The following is an 18,749-nucleotide window of genomic DNA, read 5'->3' on the forward strand; positions in this document are numbered from 1 at the left end:
CACCGATGCAAAACACCAAGCTCTTGCTAACCAGTTTCACCTTTGTGGGACTGCTCGCACTCGCCGGTTGTTCATTCCCCGGGGTTTACAAAATCGACATCCAGCAGGGCAATGTCGTCACGCAGGACATGATAGACCAGTTACGCCCGGGAATGACCCGCAAGCAAGTACGGTTTATCATGGGCAACCCTCTGTTGACCGACACGTTCCATGCCGATCGCTGGGATTATCTGTACAGCCTGCAACCGGGTGGCGGTGAACGCCAACAGGAACGCATTAGCGTTATCTTCAACCCAAATGACCAGCTTGTCAGCCTCTCTGGTGATTTCATGCCAGGCGTGAGCCGCGACGAAGCCATTCTCGGCAAGGACAGCGGCACTACAGTTGCTGCGCCAACAGAAAACGCCGAGAAGCCGAAACCAGAAAAACCGGTCAAGCCAGGTTCGCTGCTGGACCAGATCCAGAAGGATGTCGACGGTGTAGAAACCGTTCCAGTCCCGACTCCAGAACCTCTGGAAACCTCGCCGCAATAATTTGCGACGCAATAAAAAACCCGGCATGTCCGGGTTTTTTATTGTCTGGCGTTTAGTGATTCACTGATTCCGGTTTTTGGCCTCAGCAGCCTTGGCTGCGCGCAACCGACGAACTTCTTTCGGATCAGCCAGCAATGGTCGGTATATCTCGATGCGATCTCCAGCCTGGACAGGATGCTTGTCCGGATCAGCGATCACTTTACCGAAGATCCCCACCGGGCAACTGGCCAGAGCCAGCTCCGAAAACGCCTCGCCGATGCCTGACTTCAACAAAGCCGCCCGCACTGTCGTTCCTGCTGGAACCGTCACCGAGAGAAGCACCTGACGATCAATGGCGGCATACACCACCTCAACGTCGATCACGACCTCAACCATGCATCTGCTTCGCGCGCTGGCAGAAGGCATCCACCAGCGTATTGGCCGCCTGATTGAACAACGGCCCCAAGGTCGCGCGGACAATCGAACCGGCGTAATCGAATGACAGGTCCAGGCTGATCTTGCAGGCTTTCTCGCCCAACGGCTTGAACACCCAGACGCCATGCAATTGATTGAACGGGCCTTCCTCGAGGTTCATCTCGATCGAATGCCCAGGCACCAGCGTGTTGCGCGTTACGAAATGCTGGCTGAGACCGCCCTTGGCCACGCCGACGCTAGCGCGCATATGCTCAGGAGAACTCTCCAGGACTTCGGCCGATGAGCACCACGGCAGAAATTCCGGGTAACGCGCCACGTCGTTGACAAGGTCATACAGCGCTTGTGCCGGATACGGCAGCAGGGCCGAACGTTGAATGTGTGTCGTCATGTCAGCGTCACTTCCACAGCTGGGCGGCAAACACTACGAGAATGCCGATGGGCGCCACATAGCGCATCAAGAACAAGGACAGGGCGAACATCGCAGGGTTGCGGATCGACAACTCGTCGCGTACCGCTTCACGCCCCATCACCCATCCTGCAAACACCACGAAACACAAACCACCGAGTGGCAACATGATCCGCGAGGTGAAGAAATCGATCACACCAAAGAAGTCCAGGCCACCGGCCGCACCCCATTGATAGAGGTGGAACATCCCGCCTTCGTTCACGAAAAATTTGGCTTCCTTCCAGATATTGAAGGAAAACACCGTGCCCAGACCGACGAACCAGCAGATGAATGCCAGCCAGAAGGTGACCCAGGCGCGGCTGACTTTCGTGCGCTCAACCAGGTAAGCCACCATCGGCTCAAGCAGGGAAATTGCGGAACTCCAGGCTGCAATCGCTACCAGCACGAAGAACACTACGCCCATCAACTGGCCGAACGCTACGTTACCAAAGGCAAAGGGCAAGCTGACGAACATCAGGCCAGGGCCTTCGCTTGGGTTCAGGCCCGCGGCAAACACGATCGGAAACAATGCCAGACCAGCCACCAGGGAAACGAAGGTATCGAGCAGTGCCACGCCGACGATGGTGCCGGAAATCGATGAGTTCTTCGGCATGTAGGCGCCGTAAATCATGATCGAGCCGACGCCCACGCTCAGGGAAAAAAACGCGTGCCCCATGGCAGGTAGCAAACCGTCGAGTACTTTTTCCGGGTGGAAGTCGAACATGAAATGCACGCCTTCCATGAAATGGCCGGTGGTCATGCTGTAGCCCAGCAGAACAATCACCATCACGAACAGTAGCGGCATCATGATCCGCAGGCTGCGTTCCAGGCCGGCGACCACCCCTTTGGCAATCACCACCGCCGACAGCAGCATAAATATTGTGTGCCAAAGTGTCAGGCGCCATGGATCGGCGATCACATTGCCAAAGTAGGCGCCGACCTGGTCAGCCGTCACCCCCTGGAAGTCGCCACGGCCCATGTCGATGATGTAATCCAGCGACCAGCCGCCGACCACACTATAGAAAGACAGGATCAGCAACGCCGTGATCATCCCGGCAAATGCGCCCCAGGACCACTTCGTCGAATGCCCGGCTTCCAGCGCCAATACCTTCAGGGCGTTGGCCGGGCTCTGCCGTGCACGGCGACCGATCAGGGTTTCGGCCAGCATGACCGGCACACCGATCAGCGCGATACAGGCCAGGAACATCAGCACGAAGGCGCCGCCGCCGTAGACGCCGACCATGTACGGGAATTTCCAGATACTACCCAGGCCCACGGCCGAACCGGTCGCGGCGAGTATGAAGACCCAGCGGCTAGCCCAACTGCCGTGGACAGAAACCTTGTCTGTCGACATCGTTATCACGCCCAAGCGTTCAAAAAAGAGGCCGCATTGTCCGGGATTCAATCAACCTGCTCAAGCACGTAGCGATACCGTAGCCGACTCGCGTGCAACTCCCTATAATGCCGCCCCTATGGCTAAACAGAAGAAACACCCAACAGGGACCATCGCGCAAAACAAAAAGGCGCGACACGATTACTTCATCGAGCACAAGTTCGAGGCTGGTCTGGTCCTGGCCGGCTGGGAAGTAAAAAGTCTGCGGGCAAGCAAGCTGCAACTGGTCGACAGTTACGTGCTGCTCAAGGATGGCGAAGCCTGGCTGCTCGGCAGCCACATTACGCCGCTGATGACCGCCAGCACCCACGTCATCGCTGATCCGACCCGCACCCGAAAATTGCTGCTCAACCGACGCGAGCTGGAAAAGCTGGCCACTGCCGTACAGCAAAAAGGTTACGCCTGCGTGTGCCTGTCCTGGTACTGGAGCAAGCACATGGTCAAGTGCGAGATCGCTCTGGGCAAGGGCAAGAAGGAATACGACAAGCGTGATACCGAACGCGAACGCGACGCCGGCCGCGAGTTGCAGCGTGCGGTGCGCAACAAGGGCAAGGAAGACTAATCTTTCGGCCTGAGTGTTGTGGCGCTAGCGAAAAGATCGCAGCCTGCGGCAGCTCCTACATAGATCGCGTATCCATGTAGGAGCTGCCGCAGGCTGCGATCTTTTGCTTTAAATAATCACATCCCCTTGCGCCGCTCCGCCCGAGCCATGCGCTGCACTTCCTGACGCACTTCTTCCAGCACTTCCTGCACATACAAGATATGTCGGCTGGAGACTTCCCGCGCCTGCTCTGCCCTTCCTTCAATAATCGCCAGGTACAACTCCCGGTGCTGTGTGATCAGCATGTCGCGGGTTTCCGTACGCTGCTTGTACATACCGCCGATGTTGGTCACCACGTTACGCTTGAGCAGATCGAACAACCCACGAATGGTGTGCAGCAACACCGCGTTATGACTGGCTTCAGCAATTGCCAGGTGGAATTTCGCATCCGCCGCCCCCTCTTCCGCCCGACTTACCTCGTCGTGACGCGTATAGCAGTCCTGCAATTCATTGAAGGCCGCAGTCAATCGCTCGCGATCAACATCCGTAGCACGCATGGCTGCGTAATAGGCGCAGGAGGCTTCCAGGGTGTGACGAAATTCCAGCAGATCGCGCTGCGCTTCAGGGTTGCTTTCCAGCAGATGCAGCAGCGGATCGCTGAAGGTTGACCCCAGCGACTCCACCACATAATTGCCACCACCCTGGCGACTGACCAGCAAGCCCTTGGCCGCCAGTTTCTGAATCGCTTCGCGCAACGAAGGGCGTGACACGCCGAACTGCTCGGCCAACGCACGTTCGGCCGGCAAGCGCTCACCCGCCTTCAGCGTGCCCTCGAGAATCATCCCCTCGAGCTGCTCGACAATATCGTCAGACAAACGGCGCTGACGAATCTGATCAAACCCCATAACTCATTTCTCCACGATCCCGACGGCTCGCCGGGGTCTCTATTCTGGCCTATCAGGGCTGTGTCAGCACCTGCCAGACGGCATTTGGTCGAGCGGACCAGATGACTTCTGCACCGCGTTTCGACAAAAGTTTTAGGGCGGCAAATTGACACGCCGCCTACAAGGCTTTTACCCTAGCCAACAGCGATTGTAAATTGGTATTACCAATTATCCAAGAACGCTGACCAGTGCCTGACCAACAACAATTAGGGGCCACCCCATATGCAAACCTGGCAACAGCTCTATTCTCCGCTCGGCAGTCTCGGCGTATCCGCGCTCGCGGCCGTTATCCCCATTGTGTTTTTCTTCCTGGCATTGGCCGTGTTCCGACTCAAAGGACACGTGGCCGGCAGCATCACGCTGGCCTTGTCCATTGCCGTGGCGATCTTCGCCTTCCAGATGCCCGTCGACATGGCCTTCGCCGCCGCCGGCTATGGTTTCGCCTACGGTCTATGGCCGATTGCCTGGATCATCGTGGCGGCGGTATTCCTCTACAAACTGACGGTAAAGAGTGGTCAGTTCGAAGTGATCCGCAGCTCGGTTCTGTCGATTACCGACGACCAGCGCCTGCAGGTGCTGCTGATCGGCTTCTGCTTTGGTGCCTTCCTGGAAGGTGCCGCCGGTTTCGGTGCGCCGGTCGCGATTACTGCCGCCCTGCTTGTAGGACTGGGCTTTAACCCGCTGTACGCCGCTGGCCTGTGCCTGATCGCCAACACCGCGCCGGTTGCCTTCGGCGCCTTGGGGATTCCGATCATCGTCGCCGGGCAAGTGACCGGTATCGACGCGTTCAAGATCGGCGCCATGACGGGCCGCCAACTGCCGCTGCTGTCGCTGTTCGTGCCGTTCTGGCTGGTGTTCATGATGGATGGCCTGCGCGGCGTTCGCGAAACCTGGCCGGCAGCACTGGTGGCCGGTTTGAGCTTTGCCGTCACCCAATACTTCACGTCGAACTTCATCGGCCCGGAACTGCCGGACATCACCTCGGCCCTGGCCAGCCTGATTTCCCTGACGCTGTTCCTGAAAGTCTGGCAGCCAAAGCGTGCCGCAGGCCAACACATCGTCGGTGCCGTCTCGGCTTCCGTGGTGAGCGCCAGCGCCGGCGGTTTCGGTCAGCCGCGCAGCACCGTGGCTTCGCCCTACAGCCTCGGTGAAATTCTCAAAGCCTGGTCACCGTTCCTGATCCTCACCGTGCTGGTCACCATCTGGACCCTGAAACCGTTCAAGGCAATGTTTGCCGCTGGCGGTTCGATGTACAGCTGGGTGTTCAACTTCGCGATCCCGCACCTGGACCAAATGGTGATCAAGGTCGCACCGATCGTGGCCGCCCCGACCGCCATTCCAGCGGTGTTCAAACTCGACCCGATTTCCGCGACCGGCACGGCGATATTCTTCTCCGCGCTGATCTCGATGCTGGTACTGAGGATCAATGTCAAAATTGGTCTGACCACTTTGAAAGAGACCTTCTACGAGCTGCGCTGGCCGATTCTGTCCATCGGCATGGTGCTCGCCTTTGCCTTCGTCACTAACTACTCAGGCATGTCCTCGACCATGGCGCTGGTTCTGGCAGGCACCGGTGCAGCATTCCCGTTCTTCTCGCCGCTCCTCGGCTGGCTGGGTGTGTTCCTGACCGGTTCCGATACCTCGTCCAACGCACTGTTCAGTTCGCTGCAAGCGACCACTGCGCACCAGATCGGTGTGAACGACGTGTTGCTGGTTGCGGCGAACACCAGCGGCGGCGTGACCGGCAAGATGATCTCGCCACAATCGATCGCCGTCGCCTGCGCCGCGACCGGTCTGGTGGGCAAGGAATCGGATCTGTTCCGTTTTACCCTCAAGCACAGCCTGTTCTTTGCAACGATCGTCGGCCTGATCACGCTGGCTCAGGCCTACTGGTTCACCGGCATGCTGGTGCACTAAGTACTACACAATAAAAAGCAAAAACCGACGCCGGACCACGATTCCGGCGTCAGCTATTCACAACCCGGTCTGTAAGGCTGCTGAAAGCTTGCCTCTCTATATTCAGCAGCCACCACAGACGGATAACCGGGACCACCCGGAGACACGCCTGATGAGCGAGCTTTTTTACAACGCTGTTCCAAATGCGACCCGCGTCGCCCCGCCACTGCCCGAGCCTCGGCAATACCCCAGCGAGAAACCGTCACGGGTCTATCTGTTCGGAACCTGCGTGGTGGATTTGTTCTACCCTGAAGCCGGGATGGACGCGATTCACTTGCTGGAACGCGAAGGCATTCGTGTCGAGTATCCGCAGGGGCAAAGCTGCTGCGGGCAACCGGCCTACACCTCGGGTTACACCGAGCAGGCGAGGACCGTGGCACGCTCGCAACTGGCGCTGTTTGCCGGGGACTATCCGGTGGTGGTGCCTTCGGGATCGTGTGCCGGGATGTTGCGCGAACACTACGCCGACTTGTTCAAGGACGAGCCGGACACGCTGAAACAGGTTCAGGCGCTGGCGGCCCGGACTTATGAACTGGCCGAGTTTCTGTTGTTTGTCTGCAAGGTGCAGCTCAAGGACAGTGGCGAGCCAGTCAAAGTAGCGCTGCACACGTCGTGCTCGGCACGCCGTGAGATGAACACCCACTTGCATGGCCGCGAGTTGTTGGCGCAGCTCCGTAACGTGGAGCGAGTCGACCACAGTCATGAAAGTGAATGCTGTGGCTTCGGTGGGACTTTCAGCGTCCGTATGCCAGACATTTCCGGCGCGATGGTGGCTGACAAGACCCGCTCGTTGAAGGAATCTGGCGCGCACAAGGTACTGAGTGCCGACTGCGGTTGCCTGATGAACATCAACGGCTCGCTGGAGAAACAGAAGGAAGCATTGCGCGGCCAACATCTGGCCAGCTTCCTTTGGCAGCGAACGGGAGGTGTTCTATGAACGCTTCCGCGATTATTCCTACGGTTGCCGTAGAAGAAGATTTCCGCACCCGTGCTCACAAGGCGTTGGGTGACAAGCAACTGCGAAATAACTTTCGCACGGCGATGGATTCGCTAATGACAAAACGGGCAGCGTCTTTCAGCGATGCCCACGAAAGAGAACATTTGCGAGTGCTGGGCAATGCTGTCCGCGCCCGTGCTTTATCCAAGTTGCCCGACCTGCTCGAACAGCTTGAACAGAACCTGACCCGCAACGGTGTGACAGTGCACTGGGCGGAAACGGTGGATGAGGCCAATGGCATCGTCCTCTCGATCATCCGCGCTCACGAGGGGCGGCAAGTGATCAAGGGCAAATCGATGGTCAGCGAAGAGATGGAGATGAATCACTTCCTCGCTGAACAGGGCATTGAATGCCTGGAATCGGACATGGGCGAGTACATCGTCCAGCTCGACCACGAGAAGCCTTCACACATTATTATGCCGGCGATCCACAAGAATGCCGGTCAGGTCGCGTCCTTGTTCCACGACAAACTTGGCGTGGAATACACCAAGGACGTTGACCAACTCATTCAGATCGGTCGCAAGGTCTTGCGGCAGAAATTCTTCGAAGCGGACATCGGCGTCTCCGGCGTCAACTTCGCAGTGGCCGAAACCGGCACCTTGCTGCTGGTGGAAAACGAAGGCAACGGGCGCATGACCACTACCGTGCCGCCGGTGCACATCGCCGTCACAGGCATCGAAAAAGTCGTGGAAAACCTGCGCGATGTGGTGCCGTTGCTGTCACTGCTGACCCGTTCAGCCCTCGGCCAGCCGATCACCACCTACGTCAACATGATCTCCGGCCCGCGCAAGGAGCATGAACTCGACGGCCCTCAGGAAGTGCACCTGGTATTGCTCGACAACGGTCGCAGCCAGGCCTTCGCCGACAGCGAATTGCGCCAGACCCTGAACTGCATCCGCTGCGGCGCCTGTATGAATCATTGCCCGGTCTACACCCGAATCGGCGGCCACGCCTATGGGGAGGTTTACCCTGGGCCTATCGGAAAAATCATCACCCCGCACATGGTCGGCCTGGCGAAAGTCCCGGACCACCCGAGTGCCTCGTCGCTGTGTGGCGCCTGCGGTGAAGTCTGTCCCGTAAAAATTCCGATTCCGGCGCTGCTGCGTCGCCTACGGGAAGAGAACGTCAAAGCCCCGGACAGCCCTCATCAAGTGATGCGCGGCCAGGGCAGCAAGTACTCGCGTAAAGAACGGGTTATCTGGAATGCCTGGGCGAAGCTCAACAGCTCACCTACGCTTTATCGACTGTTCGGCTTCTTCGCCACTCGCTTGCGCACGCTGGCACCGAGTAATGTCGGCCCCTGGACGCAAAACCACAGCGCACCGAAACCCGCTGCCCGCTCACTGCATGACATGGCCCACGAGCATCTGGCCAAACAGGGAGATCGCTGATGAGCGCCAAGCAAAATATCCTCGCCAAATTGCGTAAAAGTCTGACGGGCACCACGCCGGTGCCTGACGAATTTGACGTCGAACTGGTGACAGCGCCCTACACGTACACCGCCGAGCAACGCATCCCGCAGCTGCGCAAGCTGATGGAAGCGGTGCACACCGAAATCCATCTGACGTCCGGCGAAGGTTGGCCTTCGTTGCTCGCTCAGTTATTGCGGGACCGTCAGTTGCCGAGTTTGTTGATTGCACCGACTACACCTCACGGGCAACGCGTCACTCAGCACTGGGCGAAAAATCCTGATCTGCCAACGCTCAAAGCCTACGACCGTCCGGTTGAAGAATGGAAAGCCGAATTGTTCAACGACACGCCGGCCAGCCTGACTGGCACCCTCGGTGCAATCGCCGCGACAGGTAGTCTGATTCTCTGGCCAACGCAGGAAGAACCGCGCTTGATGAGCCTGGTGCCGCCGGTGCATTACGCCCTGCTCAAGGCCAGTGAAATCCGCGACAACTTCTATCAAGTGCAGCAGGAATTCGAGTGGGCCCAAGGCATGCCGACCAACGCCCTGCTGGTGTCCGGCCCGTCGAAAACCGCTGACATCGAGCAGGTCCTGGCTTACGGCGCTCACGGTCCGAAAGACCTCGTGGTCATGATCCTGGAGGACCAATGAATCTACCCGCGGCTTTCCTGCGAGATGCGCAGCAACTGATTCCCCAGGAGCGACGTTTCGACGACCCGCTGTCGACCTTGGCCTTCGGCACCGACGCCAGTTTCTACCGGTTGATTCCGAAACTGGTGATTCGTGTCGAGTCGGAAGATGAAGTAGTCGCGCTGCTGAAACTTGCGCAACGGGATCTAGTCCCGGTAACCTTCCGCGCCGCCGGCACCAGCCTGTCCGGCCAGGCCATCAGTGACTCGGTGTTGATCGTCCTGGGGGATAACTGGAACGGTCGCGAGATCCGCGGCCAAGGCACGCAAATCCGTCTGCAACCGGGCGTGATCGGCGCACAGGCCAACGCATGGCTGGCGCCGTTCGGACGCAAGATCGGCCCGGACCCGGCGTCGATCAATGCCTGTAAAATCGGCGGCATCGTCGCCAACAATGCCAGCGGCATGTGCTGCGGCACGGCGCAAAATACCTATCACACATTGGCCGGCATTCGCCTGGTGCTGGCCGACGGCAGCCGTCTCGATACCGAAGATGCGGCGAGTGTTGCGGCGTTTCGTGAGAGCCACGCTTCGCTGCTTGAACGCCTGGCAACGTTGGGCCGCGAAACCCGCGCCAATGCCGAGCTGGCGGCGAGAATTCGCCACAAATACCGTCTGAAAAATACCACTGGCCTGTCACTCAATGCGCTGGTGGATTTCGATGAGCCTGTGGATATCTTGAGCCACTTGCTGGTGGGCTCCGAAGGCACCCTCGGCTTCATCAGCGCGGTGACTTACGACACGGTGATCGACCACCCGAACAAGGCCTCGGCGCTGATCGTGTTTCCGGACGTGGAGACCTGCTGCAACGCCGTAACCGTGCTGAAAAGCCAACCGGTGTCGGCCGTCGAACTGCTGGACCGCCGCAGTCTGCGTTCAGTGCAGGACAAACCCGGCATGCCCGCTTTCGTACAACAGTTGTCGAACAATGCCTGTGCGCTGCTGATCGAATCCCGCGCCGCATCGTCCACTTTGCTACAGGAACAACTGGCGCACATCATGGCGTCGTTGACTTCTTTCCCGGTGGAAAAACAAGTCGACTTCACCGAAGACCCGGTGGAAAACGCCCGGCTCTGGGCAATCCGCAAAGACACCTTCCCCGCCGTCGGCGCCGTGCGCAAAACCGGCACCACGGTGATCATCGAAGACGTGACCTTCCCGGTGGAACAACTGGCCATCGGCGTAAACCGCTTGATCGAGCTGTTCGACAAACATCACTACGACGAAGCGATCCTTTTCGGACACGCGCTGGAAGGGAATCTGCATTTCGTCTTCACCCAAGGCTTCAACAACCCGGAAGAAGTCGCACGCTACCAAGCGTTCATGGACGACGTGGCGCAGTTGGTGGCGGTGGAGTTCGGTGGTTCGCTGAAGGCCGAACACGGCACCGGCCGCAACATGGCGCCCTTTGTCGAACTGGAGTGGGGCAGCGATGCCTACCAGTTGATGTGGCAGCTTAAACGTCTGCTCGACCCCAACGGCATTCTCAACCCGGACGTGGTGCTCAGCGAGGATCCGCAGATCCACCTCAAGCACCTGAAGCCGTTGCCGGCCGCCGATGAGATTGTGGATAAGTGCATCGAGTGCGGCTTCTGCGAACCGGTCTGCCCATCTAAAGGCCTTACCCTGAGCCCGCGCCAGCGCATCGTGATCTGGCGTGACATTCAGGCGAAGAAACGCGCTGGCGTGGACACCACCGAACTCGGAGCCGCTTACGAATACCAAGGCATCGACACCTGCGCCGCCACGGGACTCTGTGCGCAGCGTTGCCCTGTAGGAATCAACACCGGCGAGCTGGTGAAAAAGCTCCGCAGCCGGAAGGCAACTCATACAAAAACCGCCAATTGGCTGGAAGGCAATTTCGCCACCGCGCTGCAAGGTGCACGTTTCACCCTGCACGTGGCCAACGGCGCACGGATGCTGCTGGGGGCGCCACGATTGGCAAAGCTTTCGGCAACGTTGACGCGCCTATCCAAAGGTCAGGTCCCGCAATGGACCAACGCCATGCCGCAACCGGAAAAAGCCATTCGTTTCAGCCCGACAGTGTCGGACGAACGCCCTCGAGTGGTGTACTTCGCGGCCTGCGTGTCGCGGGCAATGGGCCCGGCGGCGGGTGATAAAGAGCAAATGTCGCTGTACGACAAAACCCGTGGGTTGTTGGAAAAAGCCGGTTACCAAGTGGTCTTCCCGGACAACCTGGACAACCTCTGCTGCGGGCAACCATTCGCCTCCAAGGGCTACGCCGAACAGGCCGAGCACAAACGCCAGGAACTGATCGGCGCCTTGCTGCACGCCAGTCGCGGCGGGCTCGACCCGATCTACTGCGACACCAGCCCCTGCACCTTGCGCCTGGCCCAGGACCTGGGCGATGTTCGACTGGACCTGTACGACCCGGTGCGTTTCATCCGTACGCACTTGATGGATCGCCTCGATTTCACGCCGCAGGAAGCGCCGATTGCGGTGCACGTCACTTGCAGCACCCAGCACCTTGGCGAAAGTCAGACGCTGATTGATCTGGCGCGTAAATGCAGCAAAAACGTGGTCATTCCCGAAGGCATTCACTGCTGCGGGTTTGCGGGGGATAAGGGTTTTACTACGCCGGAACTGAATGCACATTCGTTGCGCACGCTCAAGGATGCGGTGCAGCAGTGCAGCGAGGGGATTTCGACCAGCCGCACGTGTGAGATCGGTCTGACGCAGCACGGCGGAATTGATTACCACGGGCTAGTCTATCTGGTGGATCGGGTAACGCAGGCGAGGGTCATGCAAGAAAAATAGAACCCTGATGCGCTGCCATAGTCCACAGAATAAGCCCGGACGTTACCGCAATGCTGTTCACTTAAGGGAAACCGGCGCTTACCCCGAAATGGGAAAGCGCCGTTTTTCTTGGACTTCGCCGCAGCACCGAAAAGCAAAAACCTTCGGTCAGCGGCTTAAGTGAACAGCATTGCGGACGTTACCGGGCTTTACCCAAACTCGGCAGCCCGTCCTGACGGCCAGCGCAGCCTGGACCCTCAGTTCAAGGAGATACACATGAAACGTTCTGTACTGTTAGGTCTGTTCGTTACTGTCTCACTGATGGCGTCCACCTCGTTTGCCGCCGAAGACCTCTGTTCGGTCAACTTGAAAACCATCGAAAATGCCAAGGCACAGACTCCTCCGGAAATGTCTGATCAGGTAATGGAAAGCGTCACGAAAGCCAAAGCCGATCAGGCAAAAGGCACCAAGGAAGGGACTGACGACTGCATCGCCGAGACCGAACAAACTATCCAGGAACTCAAGAACGCGAACAAAGGCGGGAAGTAACCCAGCACAATGCCAACCTTCGGGTTGGCCTTGTGGCCCCCCCGGTGCCACCAAATATGTAGCAAACCAAAACCCGCCAAGTGCGGGTTTTGTTGCATCTGCTGTTGGCCATGTGTAAACCGCCCGCGTCGCCGTGAAAAAACTCGACCCCATGCCCAAATCCGTGGAAGGCGCGAAGCCCATTGGAGCTAGGCCCTGGAAGAGGCCACCAGCGAAAAGAAGCGATTGCGCCCGCTTTTAATGCCATTGCTTCTATCAAACAATTTTTTCATAGCCGTTCTGCTAAAACCGAATTCCTGCGCCGCTCCGTAGTCTTTTAAGTAGGCCCCATCAATCGTGGCTTATTTTCCGACCTCGGCCGAACCGCCCGCTCATACGGCAGCACCGAGACCATCAGTACAAGGAGATATCCATGAAACGTACCGCACTCGCTGGTCTGTTCATTTCTGCTGCAATGTTGGCCTCTCCCGTATTTGCTGCGGACAACAACCTTTGTACGAGCAAGCTGCAAGAGCTCAAAAGCAAAGTGAATTCACTGCCGGCGAGCTCCGGCAACATCACAATGGAGATCAAAAGACTGATGTCCAGCGCCGAAGCGTCCCAAGCCTCCGGGGACGACAAAAAATGCGTCACCGAGGCCACCCAGGCAATGTCACTCGCTGACCAACAGCGCAACCAAACCACCCCATAATCTGTGGTGGCCAACCTTCGGGTTGGCCTTCTCACGCGTGTTGACGTACACTGCGCAGGCTTGTTGCTCACTTTGATTCACAGAGCAACAGGCTCGGGGCCGTTTAGGATTCGACGCCGGTTGCGAAACTTTAGGTGCATGCCGAGTTGGTAACAGAACTCGTAAATCCACTGTTGCAACTTTCTATAGTTGCCAATGACGAAACCTACGGGGAATACGCTCTCGCTGCGTAAGCAGCCTTAGCCCTTCCCTCCTGGTACCTTCGGGTCCAGCAATCATCAGGGGATGTCTGTAAACCCAAAGTGATTGTCATATAGAACAGAATCGCCGTGCAGTACGTTGTGGACGAAGCGGCTAAAACTTACACAACTCGCCCAAAGCACCCTGCCCGTCGGGTCGCTGAGGGTTAACTTAATAGACACGGCTACGCATGTAGTACCGACAGCGGAGTACTGGCGGACGGGGGTTCAAATCCCCCCGGCTCCACCACTTCATCATCTAAAGACGTCCAAGGGCGTCTTTTTTTGTGCCTGAAATCCAGCAAATACAGGGGATTCAGGTCCAACGGGGTCCGATGGTATCTGAGCACATCCTACAATTCGTGTATTCCACGTGGTATTCCAAGCCCACGACTGCTATTTTTTGGAATACATGCAGCATCGGAGATTCTCATGGGCGCCCAAGCCACTCGACTTTCAGACGTCAAAGTCAAAGCAGCGAAACCAAAGGAAAAAGACTACATCCTCACTGATGGCGACGGCCTCCAGATGAGAGTGAGGGCTAATGGCTCAAAGCTCTGGAATTTTAACTACATTCACCCAGCCACCAAGAAACGGATCAATATGGGCCTGGGTACGTTTCCGGAGGTGAGTTTGGCTCAAGCCAGGAAACGGACGGTAGAGGCCAGGGAGCTGGTGGCGCAAGGGCTTGATCCGAAAGCGAAGCGTGACGAAGATCGACAAACGTTGAGAGCAACTACGGAACATACCTTTAAAAACGTAGCCACCGCTTGGTTCGAGCTCAAGAAAGACTCGGTTACTACTGCTTATGCTGAAGACATCTGGCGCTCGCTCACGCTGCACGTTTTTCCCGACTTGGCCGCTACCCCAATTTCAGCGATCACTGCTCCGGCGGTTATCAAACTGCTTAGACCGCTTGAAACCAAAGGCAGTCTTGAGACCGTGAAGCGACTGAGCCAACGCCTTAACGAGATCATGACTTATGGCGTGAATTCCGGCTTGATTCACTCGAATCCATTGAGCGGAATTCGCTCTGTCTTCAAGAAACCCAAGAAGACGAACATGGCAGCACTTGCGCCAAACGAACTCAATGAGCTAATGGTGACGGTGGCCAACGCCAGTATCAAAAGGACTACACGCTGCTTGATTGAGTGGCAACTTCACACCATGACTCGCCCGTCAGAAGCAGCCACCGCACGATGGGCAGATATCGACATCGGCAAGAAAATCTGGACGATACCGCCTGAGCGGATGAAAAAGCGCCGGACCCACATCATCCCACTCACAGAACAAGCTTTGGGGCTCCTAGAGGCTATAAAGCCCCTTAGCGGGCACCGCGAGCATGTCTTCCCGGCGGATCGCAATCCCCGTACTCATTGCAACAGCCAAACAGCCAATATGGCTCTGAAGCGCATGGGGTTCGAAGGTCGCTTGGTCAGCCACGGCATGCGCTCAATGGCCAGTACCATCCTCAACGAACACGGCTGGGATCCTGAGCTAATCGAGGTTGCCCTGGCTCACGTGGACAAGGACGAGGTGCGTAGCGCCTATAATCGGGCAGATTACATAGAGCGCCGCAGGCCAATGATGAAATGGTGGAGCGAGCATATCCAGGAAGCTGCTACCGGGAGCCTTTCTATGTCCGCGACCAATGACAGCGGGGGTGTAGTCCGCTAACGCAATACGCACAATTTTGCATAACATAAATTACGTGCAAATCACCAGGCACGATTTCCGGTCTTCCTTTGGGGACTGGGCCGGGGAATGCACGCATTATCCACGAGAGGTTTGTGAGATGGCGCTGGCGCATGATGAACGAGATCAGACTGAGGGGGCATACTCCCGCACTGACTTTCTCTACAAGCGGCGCGACCTCATGAACGACTGGAGTAAATTTATTACATCTCCACGAACAGCAATCGAAAATTAAGCATGCGACTTCCGTAGCAACATTCTTGCCCTTCAATCCAAAAAATATACATCGAATAGATACTACTTAAAAGAATATCACCAAGAGGTATGCAATGAAAAAAACGAAGCCTCCACTTTTTACGCGAAGCCAGCTCACAATGCATATGAATGAGCGCATAGGCAGCACCACAATCAATGAGGCCATCGCAAGAAACAACGGGTTACTTCAATGCCATTTTTTTGAACACTTTATCAAGCCTGGCGAATATTTGAAATTGTTAGACAGTATCCGCTCTTGCATAATTGACCCAGTACTCCAGGGTCAGTTAGAGGCGAGTTGGATCAACGAAACCATCGAGGATAACGAAGAAATCACTATACTGTTCCAGCATGTGAGATATGCATGCCTATATCTGGAGCTGGCCAGAGCAGCCGAAGAGAATAAAGACCGCGACCGCGCTTGGGCCTTTACTAACGACGCTAGTTTAATGACCGGTGAAATCATAGAAAAATCAAGCGCCATTCTCAATGCGATGGAGGTCGAGGGTCGCAAGGCACAAAACAGTAAAAATGCTCAAGGACGAAACAATGCTAGCGTGCTGATGAAGGAGGAAGTCGTAAGACTATTAGAGGAGAAGAGGCCAGAGTCAGGCTGGCCATCTAAAGTAGCCGCCTTCACTGCGCTAGAAAGCCTTATGACTGACTTTATCAAACGCAACAATATCCTTGGTATAAAGGCCTCGAACATTGAAAGCTGGCTGCCGGAATGGTTACGAACAGACGAACTGGTTAAGCTTGCTTGGGAAAAGACTAAGCGTGCAAATACCCGATGATACTTAGGCTTTACACCATCGTCGTTTTGATGGCGCCCTACAAGGCTCTCAGTAGCACTGAGAACCCTTAATAACAATAAGCCCTAGGCCATGCACCCCGCCATAGAGATTGCAGCCCTTGGCCTGCCACGAGGGCCTTTGGGGGCAGGCCTTAACCCTTTCCCCATACCACGGCCTTCAGTTTGAAGTTTCATGTATAGATCCGTCTTGGTCAGGTAGATCACCACGTTGCGCAGTCCCTTACGTAGCTGGACGTCAGTATGATCGATCATGCCGATACCGCAACTCTTATAGGTACGCTTAACGGCGTTACAGTTGAAATAAAGGCCTCGCCCTTTCGTAACTACGGCCTCCCAGTATTCACCAATCCGTTTGGCCAGAGTTATGTCTTCGCGAACCTTGGAGCCATCAAAGAAAAAAATCATGTGGTAATGGAAGCCTTTCTCTGGACCGTGCTCCAGCTTCCAGATGTAGCCCACCATGTTATCAAACAGCTTGTTCGCCCTCGCGTTTTCGAATAGACGCTCTCGATCTCGCTTGGCTTGATCCTGCGCGGTTTTGGCGTTCTCCTTCGAATAGGAAAGATCAACCCTCAGCACGAGCAGTCTAGAATAGCGCTCAAACAACGCATCTGCGTATCCCGTGAGTTCCTTGTAGTTTTTGTTGCTCGACCGCTGGTAGCTGTTCAGCTTAGCCTTAAACGACTTTGACTGGCCCTCTTGGCGAATGCCATCCACACATTCGTTCAATCGCTGCGCAACGGCCTTGGCATCTTCAGCACATATTGCCATTCTAGGGATCAAATGACTCCCGTACAAACGGGACTTCATAATTCGACTGAGTGCCATCTCAATATACGGCTCAAACTGATACAGCGACCTGAACTCCATGTCAGTAGGTACATGGGCATTTATTATGTTGATCAGCAGTCGCCCTGCCTTATTGGATACTAGGCGAGCATTGCCGATCTCGTCCACATCTTGAACTTCAAAGGCGTTGCCTTCTGTGGTCATTAGCTTCTGAACCAACAGCGACACTTTCTTTAGAGTCTCAATCAACCCAATATCCACAGAGCCCAGTCGAATATCGGCTTCTCCTTTCACCTGTATGCTGTACTTACTCATGAGCGCTATGCTGCGCTCATGATAATCAATCCCCATAGCGACACCTCATATTCATATAGATACCTGATTACATTCAGGTCTCAGACCAATACAGCAACCACCTTATACAAGGCATCTGATTTAACTGGAACACCTCGCTTGTGTGTAGCTCTCTGCTAACGGTACCTTGTTGATACCTAACGCAGCACTCCTATATCTGTTGTTGATATACACATATCAACTACAAGCCATTACTAATCACTGGTACGACTAGTGCTAGTATCAGTAGCACTAACACATCTAACATCTAATAACATATAAACCAGAAACATCAAGACAAGCCGATCCCGATCAAAGCACTACTGGTAGCGCACCTCGCAATAGAAGCAACTATTAAAACGTTATACGGAGTTGGTGTTTGATTCCAGCCAACTACAACAAAGGAAAGTTCAGCCTATTGACCGATGAAGAAGCAGTCCAAATATTAACGTACCTCCTTGGCAGACATGCGCTGCTCAATCCAGGTGGTGATTTCGGAATCAATCCAGCCGATGGCTGCCGCCCCCAGCTTGATTGGTTTGGGGAACGTAGCGTCGTACCTCGGCGACTGGGTGTCCATGCGGTCATAGATCGTGGACCGCCCAAGGCCGATCCGATCGGTCAGTTGTTTGAGGCGTAAAATCCTCGGGTGGAAAACAGTTTGTGTGTTTGTCACTTGCCTTCTCGTCATGTGTTTGGGAGTGGTGCGACTTTAAGCCGCCCTCGCACCTACAAGTAGGCTCCAGCGGTCAGTATTTTTTTTATGCGTCGAGAGCACGCTTTGACTCGGACTGGCCACCCAATAGGAACCAACTTCGTATACGAGGGAACTAACTCCGCATGGCTTTGGCTGGCCCGCTCAGGGGTAACGAGCGCCTGCCCCATCCATAAATGATATTGAAACTCATTTCACATATATATCACGGAGCTGAATATCCATCATGGAACCCTAAACCATGTCATTTCAGTGCCCTTCCTGTAGCTCTCCCAAAATTGCTTTCCACAGAACAGCCATGAAGATAGGTGCCGTTGTCGGCGCTGCCGGAGGCGCTGCACAAGGAGTAAGCACCGCGCTTGCTGCAAGCCAAACAAGCACTGCTGTCGGTGCTTTTGCCGACACCGTAGGTACAGTCTCTAGCGCCATTCTCGGCGGAATGACCGGAGGCATAGGCGGCTGCATCGTTGGTGCGCAACTTGGCGAAAAGTTGGATCGCCATGTGCTGGCCAACAACCTCTGCCTGGCCTGCGGGCACTACTTCAACCTCCCTACTTAATCAACCTCCCCAACTGCCCCGGCAAGTGAT

At 56.0% G+C, this 18,749-nt stretch carries 18 protein-coding genes, 1 other RNA gene and 1 pseudogene; 14 read left to right on the plus strand and 6 right to left on the minus strand.

Annotated features, from left to right (window positions below; translation table 11 throughout):
• Window positions 1-5 precede the first annotated feature (5 nt).
• Window positions 6-533, plus strand: coding sequence for an outer membrane protein assembly factor BamE (locus CUN63_RS08440; RefSeq protein WP_033058138.1), 528 nt, complete (start codon window positions 6-8; stop codon window positions 531-533).
• 60 nt (window positions 534-593) lie between these two features.
• Here the strand turns inward: CUN63_RS08440 and CUN63_RS08445 are convergent, their stop codons facing one another.
• Genes CUN63_RS08445 through CUN63_RS08455 form a run of 3 tightly spaced genes read right to left on the minus strand, consistent with a single transcriptional unit; the run spans window position 594 to window position 2,746 of the window.
• Window positions 594-908 (minus strand): RnfH family protein, encoded by a 315-nt coding sequence (locus CUN63_RS08445; RefSeq protein WP_129438620.1) that lies wholly within the window; start codon window positions 906-908, stop codon window positions 594-596.
• The gene (locus CUN63_RS08450) at window positions 901-1,335 is read right to left on the minus strand and encodes a type II toxin-antitoxin system RatA family toxin (protein ID WP_129438622.1); all 435 of its coding nucleotides are present in this window, start codon (window positions 1,333-1,335) and stop codon (window positions 901-903) included. Before CUN63_RS08450 ends, CUN63_RS08445 begins: the two co-directional genes overlap by 8 nt.
• A 7-nt stretch (window positions 1,336-1,342) precedes the next feature.
• On the minus strand, window positions 1,343-2,746 hold the full coding sequence (locus CUN63_RS08455; protein ID WP_129438624.1) for a sodium-dependent transporter: 1,404 nt from the start codon (window positions 2,744-2,746) through the stop codon (window positions 1,343-1,345).
• Between the two features lie 118 nt (window positions 2,747-2,864).
• On the opposite strand from CUN63_RS08455, the gene smpB reads away from it, so the two are divergent.
• Complete coding sequence (gene smpB, locus CUN63_RS08460) at window positions 2,865-3,347, plus strand: SsrA-binding protein SmpB (protein ID WP_008149046.1); 483 nt, start codon at window positions 2,865-2,867, stop codon at window positions 3,345-3,347.
• Between the two features lie 116 nt (window positions 3,348-3,463).
• Here smpB and CUN63_RS08465 read toward each other — a convergent pair whose 3' ends face one another.
• The gene (locus CUN63_RS08465) at window positions 3,464-4,231 is read right to left on the minus strand and encodes a GntR family transcriptional regulator (RefSeq protein WP_008149047.1); all 768 of its coding nucleotides are present in this window, start codon (window positions 4,229-4,231) and stop codon (window positions 3,464-3,466) included.
• Window positions 4,232-4,492: 261 nt separating this feature from the next.
• Between CUN63_RS08465 and CUN63_RS08470 the strand changes: the two genes are divergently transcribed.
• The 11 genes and pseudogenes from CUN63_RS08470 to CUN63_RS08520 all read left to right on the plus strand — a co-directional run bounded on the left by CUN63_RS08470 (window position 4,493) and on the right by CUN63_RS08520 (window position 16,303).
• A complete protein-coding gene (locus CUN63_RS08470) occupies window positions 4,493-6,187 on the plus strand; it encodes a lactate permease LctP family transporter (protein WP_129438626.1) in 1,695 nt (564 codons plus the stop codon).
• A gap of 151 nt (window positions 6,188-6,338) precedes the next feature.
• Window positions 6,339-7,163, plus strand: coding sequence for a (Fe-S)-binding protein (locus CUN63_RS08475; protein WP_111450476.1), 825 nt, complete (start codon window positions 6,339-6,341; stop codon window positions 7,161-7,163).
• A complete protein-coding gene (locus CUN63_RS08480) occupies window positions 7,160-8,614 on the plus strand; it encodes a LutB/LldF family L-lactate oxidation iron-sulfur protein (protein WP_129438628.1) in 1,455 nt (484 codons plus the stop codon). The genes CUN63_RS08475 and CUN63_RS08480 overlap by 4 nt, the downstream gene beginning before the upstream one ends.
• Window positions 8,614-9,285, plus strand: coding sequence for a lactate utilization protein C (locus CUN63_RS08485; protein WP_129438630.1), 672 nt, complete (start codon window positions 8,614-8,616; stop codon window positions 9,283-9,285). Before CUN63_RS08480 ends, CUN63_RS08485 begins: the two co-directional genes overlap by 1 nt.
• Window positions 9,282-12,101, plus strand: coding sequence for an FAD-binding and (Fe-S)-binding domain-containing protein (locus CUN63_RS08490; RefSeq protein WP_129438632.1), 2,820 nt, complete (start codon window positions 9,282-9,284; stop codon window positions 12,099-12,101). Before CUN63_RS08485 ends, CUN63_RS08490 begins: the two co-directional genes overlap by 4 nt.
• A 255-nt stretch (window positions 12,102-12,356) precedes the next feature.
• A complete protein-coding gene (locus tag CUN63_RS08495; RefSeq protein WP_129438634.1) occupies window positions 12,357-12,629 on the plus strand; it encodes a hypothetical protein in 273 nt (90 codons plus the stop codon).
• A 412-nt stretch (window positions 12,630-13,041) separates the two neighbouring features.
• Entirely contained in the window at window positions 13,042-13,320 is a 279-nt protein-coding gene (locus tag CUN63_RS08500) for a hypothetical protein (RefSeq protein ID WP_129438636.1), read from the plus strand.
• Window positions 13,321-13,415: 95 nt separating this feature from the next.
• Window positions 13,416-13,809, plus strand: a transfer-messenger RNA (tmRNA) gene (gene ssrA, locus CUN63_RS08505).
• A gap of 182 nt (window positions 13,810-13,991) precedes the next feature.
• A complete protein-coding gene (locus CUN63_RS08510) occupies window positions 13,992-15,236 on the plus strand; it encodes an integrase domain-containing protein (RefSeq protein ID WP_256657680.1) in 1,245 nt (414 codons plus the stop codon).
• A pseudogene (locus CUN63_RS32680) lies at window positions 15,232-15,489 on the plus strand (integrase); the annotation flags it as partial. The gene CUN63_RS08510 and the pseudogene CUN63_RS32680, both read left to right, overlap by 5 nt.
• 94 nt (window positions 15,490-15,583) lie before the next feature.
• Window positions 15,584-16,303 carry a hypothetical protein gene (locus CUN63_RS08520; RefSeq protein WP_129438638.1) on the plus strand — a complete coding sequence of 240 codons (720 nt, stop codon included), beginning with the start codon at window positions 15,584-15,586 and terminating at the stop codon, window positions 16,301-16,303.
• 83 nt (window positions 16,304-16,386) lie between these two features.
• On the opposite strand, the gene CUN63_RS08525 is transcribed toward CUN63_RS08520, so the two are convergent.
• Together CUN63_RS08525 and CUN63_RS08530 are read right to left on the minus strand one after the other, a co-directional pair.
• On the minus strand, window positions 16,387-17,463 hold the full coding sequence (locus CUN63_RS08525; protein ID WP_129438640.1) for an inovirus-type Gp2 protein: 1,077 nt from the start codon (window positions 17,461-17,463) through the stop codon (window positions 16,387-16,389).
• 427 nt (window positions 17,464-17,890) lie between these two features.
• Window positions 17,891-18,136 carry an AlpA family transcriptional regulator gene (locus tag CUN63_RS08530; protein WP_129438642.1) on the minus strand — a complete coding sequence of 82 codons (246 nt, stop codon included), beginning with the start codon at window positions 18,134-18,136 and terminating at the stop codon, window positions 17,891-17,893.
• A gap of 322 nt (window positions 18,137-18,458) precedes the next feature.
• On the opposite strand from CUN63_RS08530, the gene CUN63_RS08535 reads away from it, so the two are divergent.
• Window positions 18,459-18,719, plus strand: a complete 261-nt coding sequence (locus CUN63_RS08535) for a hypothetical protein (protein ID WP_256657681.1) — start codon at window positions 18,459-18,461, stop codon at window positions 18,717-18,719.
• Window positions 18,720-18,749: the final 30 nt, after the last annotated feature.

This window comes from Pseudomonas sp. ACM7 (assembly GCF_004136015.1).
GTDB lineage: Bacteria > Pseudomonadota > Gammaproteobacteria > Pseudomonadales > Pseudomonadaceae > Aquipseudomonas > Aquipseudomonas frigoris.

Excerpts from the sequence above, each read along its gene's own strand:
- CUN63_RS08440 (WP_033058138.1), top strand. The coding sequence starts at position 6 with ATGCAAAACACCAAGCTCTTGCTAACCAGTTTCACCTTTGTGGGACTG.
- CUN63_RS08445 (WP_129438620.1), bottom strand. The coding sequence starts at position 908 with ATGGTTGAGGTCGTGATCGACGTTGAGGTGGTGTATGCCGCCATTGAT.
- CUN63_RS08450 (WP_129438622.1), bottom strand. The coding sequence starts at position 1,335 with ATGACGACACACATTCAACGTTCGGCCCTGCTGCCGTATCCGGCACAA.
- CUN63_RS08455 (WP_129438624.1), bottom strand. The coding sequence starts at position 2,746 with ATGTCGACAGACAAGGTTTCTGTCCACGGCAGTTGGGCTAGCCGCTGG.
- smpB (WP_008149046.1), top strand. The coding sequence starts at position 2,865 with ATGGCTAAACAGAAGAAACACCCAACAGGGACCATCGCGCAAAACAAA.
- CUN63_RS08465 (WP_008149047.1), bottom strand. The coding sequence starts at position 4,231 with ATGGGGTTTGATCAGATTCGTCAGCGCCGTTTGTCTGACGATATTGTC.
- CUN63_RS08470 (WP_129438626.1), top strand. The coding sequence starts at position 4,493 with ATGCAAACCTGGCAACAGCTCTATTCTCCGCTCGGCAGTCTCGGCGTA.
- CUN63_RS08475 (WP_111450476.1), top strand. The coding sequence starts at position 6,339 with ATGAGCGAGCTTTTTTACAACGCTGTTCCAAATGCGACCCGCGTCGCC.
- CUN63_RS08480 (WP_129438628.1), top strand. The coding sequence starts at position 7,160 with ATGAACGCTTCCGCGATTATTCCTACGGTTGCCGTAGAAGAAGATTTC.
- CUN63_RS08485 (WP_129438630.1), top strand. The coding sequence starts at position 8,614 with ATGAGCGCCAAGCAAAATATCCTCGCCAAATTGCGTAAAAGTCTGACG.
- CUN63_RS08490 (WP_129438632.1), top strand. The coding sequence starts at position 9,282 with ATGAATCTACCCGCGGCTTTCCTGCGAGATGCGCAGCAACTGATTCCC.
- CUN63_RS08495 (WP_129438634.1), top strand. The coding sequence starts at position 12,357 with ATGAAACGTTCTGTACTGTTAGGTCTGTTCGTTACTGTCTCACTGATG.
- CUN63_RS08500 (WP_129438636.1), top strand. The coding sequence starts at position 13,042 with ATGAAACGTACCGCACTCGCTGGTCTGTTCATTTCTGCTGCAATGTTG.
- CUN63_RS08510 (WP_256657680.1), top strand. The coding sequence starts at position 13,992 with ATGGGCGCCCAAGCCACTCGACTTTCAGACGTCAAAGTCAAAGCAGCG.
- CUN63_RS08520 (WP_129438638.1), top strand. The coding sequence starts at position 15,584 with ATGAAAAAAACGAAGCCTCCACTTTTTACGCGAAGCCAGCTCACAATG.
- CUN63_RS08525 (WP_129438640.1), bottom strand. The coding sequence starts at position 17,463 with ATGGGGATTGATTATCATGAGCGCAGCATAGCGCTCATGAGTAAGTAC.
- CUN63_RS08530 (WP_129438642.1), bottom strand. The coding sequence starts at position 18,136 with ATGACGAGAAGGCAAGTGACAAACACACAAACTGTTTTCCACCCGAGG.
- CUN63_RS08535 (WP_256657681.1), top strand. The coding sequence starts at position 18,459 with ATGAAGATAGGTGCCGTTGTCGGCGCTGCCGGAGGCGCTGCACAAGGA.